This is a genomic window from Streptomyces sp. SID1328, from assembly GCF_009865595.1.
GTDB lineage: Bacteria > Actinomycetota > Actinomycetes > Streptomycetales > Streptomycetaceae > Streptomyces > Streptomyces griseoluteus.
Genome location: NZ_WWKH01001074.1, coordinates 1 through 6,806, shown reverse-complemented (window position 1 = coordinate 6,806; position 6,806 = coordinate 1). Strand labels below are relative to the sequence as shown.

General features: G+C 71.2%; 5 protein-coding genes and 1 pseudogene. 4 read left to right on the top strand and 2 right to left on the bottom strand.

Going from position 1 to position 6,806, the window contains the following annotated elements:
• The 3 genes from GT030_RS34775 to GT030_RS34765 form a co-directional block, all read left to right on the top strand.
• On the top strand, positions 1-631 hold a 631-nt coding region (locus GT030_RS34775; protein WP_237523029.1), incomplete at its 5' end, for a histidine kinase.
• Entirely contained in the window at positions 628-1,305 is a 678-nt protein-coding gene (locus tag GT030_RS34770; protein ID WP_161204475.1) for a response regulator transcription factor, read from the top strand. The genes GT030_RS34775 and GT030_RS34770, both read left to right, overlap by 4 nt.
• A gap of 157 nt (positions 1,306-1,462) precedes the next feature.
• Positions 1,463-4,576 carry an efflux RND transporter permease subunit gene (locus GT030_RS34765; protein ID WP_161204474.1) on the top strand — a complete coding sequence of 1,038 codons (3,114 nt, stop codon included), beginning with the start codon at positions 1,463-1,465 and terminating at the stop codon, positions 4,574-4,576.
• 73 nt (positions 4,577-4,649) lie between these two features.
• On the opposite strand, the gene nadA is transcribed toward GT030_RS34765, so the two are convergent.
• Positions 4,650-5,834 carry a quinolinate synthase NadA gene (gene nadA, locus GT030_RS34760; RefSeq protein ID WP_161204473.1) on the bottom strand — a complete coding sequence of 395 codons (1,185 nt, stop codon included), beginning with the start codon at positions 5,832-5,834 and terminating at the stop codon, positions 4,650-4,652.
• A gap of 262 nt (positions 5,835-6,096) precedes the next feature.
• Here nadA and erpA point away from each other — a divergent pair, with 262 nt between their 5' ends.
• Positions 6,097-6,453, top strand: a complete 357-nt coding sequence (erpA, locus tag GT030_RS34755) for an iron-sulfur cluster insertion protein ErpA (RefSeq protein WP_030807593.1) — start codon at positions 6,097-6,099, stop codon at positions 6,451-6,453.
• A gap of 74 nt (positions 6,454-6,527) precedes the next feature.
• Here the strand turns inward: erpA and GT030_RS34750 are convergent.
• A pseudogene (locus GT030_RS34750) lies at positions 6,528-6,806 on the bottom strand (hypothetical protein); the annotation flags it as partial.

Below are 6,806 nucleotides of genomic sequence, written 5' to 3'. Positions count from 1 at the left end.
CATCGCCCGCGAACTGCACGACGTGGTCGCCCACCACATCGCCCTGGTCAACGTGCAGGCAGGCGTGGTCGCCCACGTCATGGACCGGCGTCCCGACCAGGCCAAGGAGGCCCTCGCGCACGTCCGCGAGGCCAGCCGCTCCGCGCTGGACGAACTGCGCGCCACGGTCGGCCTGCTCCGCCAGTCCGACGACCCCGCCGCGCCCACCGAGCCCGCCTCCGGCCTGGGCCGCCTCGACGAACTCGCCGGGACCTTCCGCAACGCCGGACTCCCCGTCCAGGTGGCCCGCGCCGACCAGGGCACCGACCTCCCGGCCGCCGTCGACCTGGCCGCCTACCGGATCGTCCAGGAAGCCCTCACCAACGCTCAGAAGCACGCGGGGACCGGCGCCAAGGCCGAGGTCAGCGTCGTACGGGTCGGGCCGAACATCGAGGTCAGCGTGCTGGACGACGGCGCCGGGGCCACCGGGGCGACCGGCACCGGCGGCGGGCACGGGCTGCTCGGCATGCGCGAGCGGGTCACCGCGCTCGGCGGCACCCTCACCACCGGCCCCCGGTACGGCGGCGGCTTCCGCGTCCATGCCATCCTGCCGGTCCAGACCCGCGCCGGGGCCGAGAGGAAGCCCGTATGACCATCCGCGTCCTGCTCGCCGACGACCAGGCGCTGCTGCGCAGCGCGTTCCGGGTGCTGGTCGACTCCGAGCCCGGCATGGCCGTGGTGGGCGAGGCGTCCGACGGCGCCGAGGCGGTCCGGCTGGCCAAGGAGTGCGCCGCCGACGTCGTCCTGATGGACATCCGGATGCCCGGCACCGACGGCCTCGCCGCCACCCGCATGATCGGCGCCGACCCGGCCCTGGCCCACGTCCGCGTGGTCATCCTGACCACCTTCGAGGTCGACGACTACGTGGTACGGGCGCTGCGCGCGGGCGCCTCCGGGTTCCTCGGCAAGGGCAGCGAGCCGGAGGAGCTGCTGACCGCGATCCGGCTCGCCGCGAGCGGGGAGGCGCTGCTGTCCCCGGCCGCCACCAAGGGCCTGATCGCCCGCTTCCTCGCCCAGTCCGACGCCCCCGCCCCCGACCCGGCCCGGCTGGCCAGGCTCGACGCGCTCACCGTCCGGGAGCGCGAGGTGCTCGTGCTGGTGGCCGGCGGCCACTCCAACGACGAGATCGCCGAGCGGCTGGAGGTCAGCCCGTTGACGGTGAAGACGCACGTCAACCGGGCCATGGCCAAGCTGGGTGCCCGCGACCGGGCCCAGCTCGTCGTCATCGCCTACGAGTCCGGGCTGGTCCGTCCGAGGTCGGACTGACCCTGGGCCGCCCTACTGCGCGGGGAGTACCGGCCCGCCCCGGAAATGGACCTGGGGCCTACGGGTCGGGCCCCGATGATGGACCAGGGTGTGAGGTGGGCGCACAGACGCGTCCCGCCGCAGCTTCTGCCGCTCACAGAAGAGAGACCACCTTCCCATGTCCTGGCTGTCCCGATTCAGCCTCGCGCAACGGGCCCTGATCGGCCTGATGTCGCTCATCGCGCTGGTCTTCGGACTCATCGCGATACCCCAGATCAAGCAGCAACTGCTGCCCACCATCGACCTGCCCATGGTCTCGGTGATCGCCCCCTACCAGGGCGCCTCGCCCGACGTGGTGGAGAAGCAGGTCGTCGAGCCCATCGAGGACAGCCTCCAGGGCGTCGACGGCGTCACCGGCGTGACCTCCACCGCCAGCGAGGGCAACGCCGTGATCATGGCGTCCTTCGACTACGGCAACGACACCAAGCGGCTCGTCACCGACGTCCAGCAGGCCGTCAACCGGGCCCGCGCCCAGCTCCCGGACAGCGTCGACCCCCAGGTCGTCTCCGGCTCCACCGACGACATGCCGACCGTGGTGCTCGCCGCGTCCTCCGGCACCGACCAGCAGGCGCTCGCCGACAAGCTGGACCGTACGGTCGTCCCCGCGCTGAAGGACATCGACGGTGTCGGCCGGGTCCAGGTCACCGGTGTGCGCGACCTCCAGGTCGCCGTCACCCCGGACGACGCCAAGCTCGCCAAGGCGGGTCTCAGCCCGGCCGCGCTCATCCCGGCGCTCCAGGCGGGCGGCGCGTCCGTCCCGGCGGGCTCCTTCGACGAGAACGGCGCCAACCGCACCGTGCAGGTCGGCGGCGGCTTCACCTCGCTGGACCAGATCAAGGACCTGCGCGTCGCGGGCCAGGGCGGCGCCAAGCCCGTACGCCTCGCCGACGTGGCGACCGTCGCGGAGCGGCCGGCCCCGGCCGACTCGCTGACCCGTACGGACGGCAAGCCCAGCCTCGCCGTCAACGTCACCATGGACCACGACGGCAGCGCGGTCGCCATCTCCGACGCCGTCGAGGACCAGCTTCCCAAGCTCCGGGCCGACCTCGGCAAGGACGCCAGGCTCACGGTCGTCAGCGACCAGGGCCCCGAGGTGTCCAAGGCCATCGACGGCCTGACCACCGAGGGCGCGCTCGGCCTGCTGTTCGCCGTGCTGATCATCCTGGTCTTCCTGGCGTCGGTCCGCTCCACGCTGGTCACCGCGGTCTCCATCCCGCTCTCCGTGGTGCTGGCGCTGCTGGTGCTGTGGACGCGCGGTCTCTCGCTGAACATGCTCACGCTGGGCGCGCTGACCATCGCCATCGGCCGGGTCGTGGACGACTCGATCGTGGTGCTGGAGAACATCAAGCGGCACCTCGGCTACGGCGAGGAGCGCAAGGAGGCCATCCTCGGCGCCGTCCGCGAGGTCGCCGGCGCGGTCACCTCCTCCACCCTCACCACGGTCGCCGTCTTCCTGCCGATCGGCCTGGTCGGCGGCATGGTGGGCGCCCTGTTCGGCTCGTTCAGCATCACCGTGACGGCCGCCCTGCTGGCCTCGCTGCTGGTGTCGCTGACCGTGGTGCCGGTGCTGTCGTACTGGTTCCTGCGCGCACCCAAGGGCACTCCCGAGGACGCCGAGGAGGCCCGCCGCCGGGCGGAGGAGAAGGAGGCCGACAGCCGCCTCCAGCGCGTCTACGTCCCGGTGCTGCGGTTCGCCACGCGGCGCCGGCTGGTCAGTCTGCTGATCGCGGTCGTCGTGCTGTTCGGCACCTTCGGGATGGCCGGGCTGCTGAAGACCAACTTCTTCGACCAGGGCGAGCAGCAGGTGCTCACCGTCAAGCAGAAGCTGAAGCCCGGCACCAGCCTCGCCGCGACCGACGCGCAGGCCCGGCGGGTGGAGAAGCTGCTCGGCGGGATCGACGGCATCAAGGACTACCAGGTCACCGTCGGCTCCTCCGGCTTCATGGCCGCCTTCGGCGGCGGTACCGACACCAACCAGGCGTCGTACCAGGTCATGCTGAAGGACTCCGGCTCCGCCGCCGACGTGCAGCGGAAGCTGGAGGACGGGCTGAAGAAGCTGGACGGCGCGGGTACCACCACCGTCTCGGCGGGCGCGGCCTTCGGCAACCAGGACCTCAGCGTCGTGGTCAAGGCCGCCGACCCCGCGACCCTGCGCACGGCGGCCGAGAAGGTGCGCTCCACCGTGGCCGGTCTTGACGACGTCACCGACGTCACCAGCGACCTCGCGCAGAGCGTGCCGCGCATCTCGGTGCGGGCGGGCGCCAAGGCGGCCGCTGCCGGGTTCGACCAGCAGAAGCTCGGCGCGGCGGTCGCGCAGTCGGTGCGCGGTGTCCCGGCGGGCAAGGCCGTCCTGGACGACACCGAGCGCGACATCGTCGTACGGTCCGCCCACCCGGCCGCCACGCTGGCCCATTTGAAGGGCCTGCGGCTCGGTGCGGTGAAGCTCGGTGACATCGCCACCGTGAAGCTGGTCGACGGGCCGGTGTCCATGACCCGGATCGACGGTCAGCGAGCGGCGACCGTCACGGCCAAGCCGACCGGGGACAACACCGGCGCGGTGAGCGCCCAGCTCCAGTCGAAGATCAAGGCCCTGAAGCTCCCGGCGGGCGCCACGGCCGAGATCGGCGGGGTCTCCTCCGACCAGGACGATGCCTTCAAGAACCTGGGTCTGGCCATGCTGGCGGCCATCGCCATCGTGTTCATGCTGCTGGTGGCGACGTTCCGCTCGCTGGTCCAGCCGCTGATCCTGCTGGTCTCCATCCCGTTCGCGGCGACCGGGGCGATCGGCCTGCTCATCCTCACCGGCACCCCGATGGGCGTCCCGGCGATGATCGGCATGCTGATGCTCATCGGCATCGTGGTGACCAACGCGATCGTGCTGATCGACCTGATCAACCAGTACCGCTCGCAGGGGTACGGGGTCGTCGAGGCCGTCGTGGAAGGCGGCCGCCACCGGCTCCGCCCGATCCTCATGACCGCCCTGGCGACGATCTTCGCCCTCCTCCCGATGGCGCTCGGCGTCACCGGCGAGGGCGGCTTCATCGCCCAGCCACTGGCGGTCGTGGTGATCGGCGGCCTGATCACCTCCACCCTCCTGACCCTCCTCCTCGTCCCGACGCTCTACGCGATGGTGGAGCTGCGAAAGGAACGCCGAGCGGCGAAGAAGGCGGCGAAGCGGGCCCCGGAGACCGAGCCGAGCAGCTCGGACGAGCCGGAGACGGCCGGAGTCTGACCGGCACCACACGAGCGGAGGCCCGCCGGACACCCACACGGTGTCCGGCGGGCCTCCGTCGTACGGGGGGAACCTACGGCAGCGCCAGCATCCGCTCCAGCGCCAGCTTGGCGAAGGCCTCCGTCTCGCGGTCGACCTCGATGCGGTTGACCAGGTTGCCCTCGGCCAGGGACTCCAGGGTCCAGACGAGGTGGGGGAGGTCGATGCGGTTCATGGTGGAGCAGAAGCAGACCGTCTTGTCGAGGAAGACGATCTCCTTGCCCTCGGGCGCGAACCGGTTGGCCAGCCGCCGGACGAGGTTCAGCTCGGTGCCGATGGCCCACTTGGAGCCGGCCGGGGCAGCCTCCAGCGTCTTGATGATGTACTCCGTGGAGCCGACGTAGTCCGCCGCGGCCACGACCTCGTGCCGGCACTCGGGGTGCACCAGGACGTTCACACCGGGCACCCGCTCACGAACGTCCTCGACCGACTCCAGGCTGAAGCGGCCGTGCACGGAGCAGTGCCCGCGCCACAGGATCATCTTCGCGTCCCGGAGCTGCTCGGCGGTGAGTCCGCCGTTCGGCTTGTGCGGGTTGTAGAGGACGCAGTCCTCCAGGGACATCCCCATGTCCCGGACGGCGGTGTTGCGTCCGAGATGCTGGTCGGGCAGGAACAGCACCTTCTCGCCCTGCTGGAAGGCCCACTCGAGGGCCCGCTGGGCGTTGGAGGAGGTGCAGATGGTCCCGCCGTGCTTGCCGGTGAACGCCTTGATGTCCGCCGAGGAGTTCATGTACGACACCGGCACGACCTGCTCGGCGACGCCCGCCTCGGTCAGCACGTCCCAGCACTCCGCGACCTGCTCGGCCGTGGCCATGTCGGCCATCGAGCAGCCGGCCGCGAGGTCCGGCAGGACGACCTTCTGGTCGTCGGTGGTGAGGATGTCCGCCGACTCGGCCATGAAGTGCACACCGCAGAACACGATGTACTCGGCGTCCGGCCGGGCGGCCGCGTCACGGGCCAGCTTGAAGGAGTCACCGGTGACGTCCGCGAACTGGATGACCTCGTCCCGCTGGTAGTGGTGGCCGAGGACGAAGACCTTGCTGCCGAGCTTCTCCTTGGCCGCGCGGGCGCGCGCCACGAGGTCCGGGTCGGACGGCTCGGGCAGGTCGCCGGGGCATTCGACGCCCCGCTCGCTCCTCGGGTCGGCCCCGCGGCCGAGCAGCAGCAGGGCGAGCGGAGACGGCTGTACGTCGAGCTGCGGGGTCTGGGCGGTGGTCACGGCACCTACCCTTTCTACTTTTCGTCTAACTGACGTTATCTATCATAACCGCTTCACGTCACTTTGACGATGGCCATAGCGTCCATGTGACGTGAATCCCGGCCTCTCCGGCACCGGGCCGCTGCCTCCTCTTCCGCCCGTGTGCGAGCATGAAGAGAGAGCGAAACGCGGCCAGACGGTCCGCCCGGCCCGGAATGAATCGGCCGGCGCGCCGGTTGCACTGGTCGGAAAGCAGTCTCCGTACAACTTGGGAGAGATGTAGATGTCCGTATCGGACGAGACCAGCACCGTCACCGACGGCATCATCGTGACCGACGCCGCCGCGGCCAAGGTCAAGGCGCTGCTCGACCAGGAAGGCCGGGACGACCTCGCCCTGCGGGTGGCCGTCCAGCCCGGCGGCTGCTCCGGTCTGCGCTACCAGCTCTTCTTCGACGAGCGCTCGCTCGACGGCGACGTCGTGAAGGACTTCGACGGCGTCAAGGTCGTCACCGACCGCATGAGCGCCCCGTACCTGGGCGGCGCCACGATCGACTTCGTGGACACGATCGAGAAGCAGGGCTTCACGATCGACAACCCGAACGCGACCGGCTCCTGCGCCTGCGGCGACTCCTTCAGCTAAACCGGCTCACAGCCGCGACACGACGGCGGCGGCCCCTCCGCGAGGGACCGCCGCCGTCGTCGTGTGCGGAGGTGTCAGCGGGACAGCGGGCTCTGCTCCGCCTCCGGCACCCGGTCGCCGTCGGCCCCGACCACCGCACGGTCCGCGAGGGGGGCGTCCAGGGAGACGGTCCGGGCGTACTCCTTGCCGATCGCGATGCAGTTGCCCGGCCGGCGCTTCTCGGTGACCGTGACCGTCACCCGGTCCGCGCTCTCCCGCGCCGCCGCGCGGTACTCGGCGCACACCCCGCCCAGGAAGCGCACGGTCAGCTTCCGGCCCTCGGCGCGGTAGCCCGTCACCGTCACCCCCCGCTC

Coding starts and splice junctions, on each gene's coding strand:
- GT030_RS34770 (WP_161204475.1), top strand. CDS start 628: ATGACCATCCGCGTCCTGCTCGCCGACGACCAGGCGCTGCTGCGCAGC.
- GT030_RS34765 (WP_161204474.1), top strand. CDS start 1,463: ATGTCCTGGCTGTCCCGATTCAGCCTCGCGCAACGGGCCCTGATCGGC.
- erpA (WP_030807593.1), top strand. CDS start 6,097: ATGTCCGTATCGGACGAGACCAGCACCGTCACCGACGGCATCATCGTG.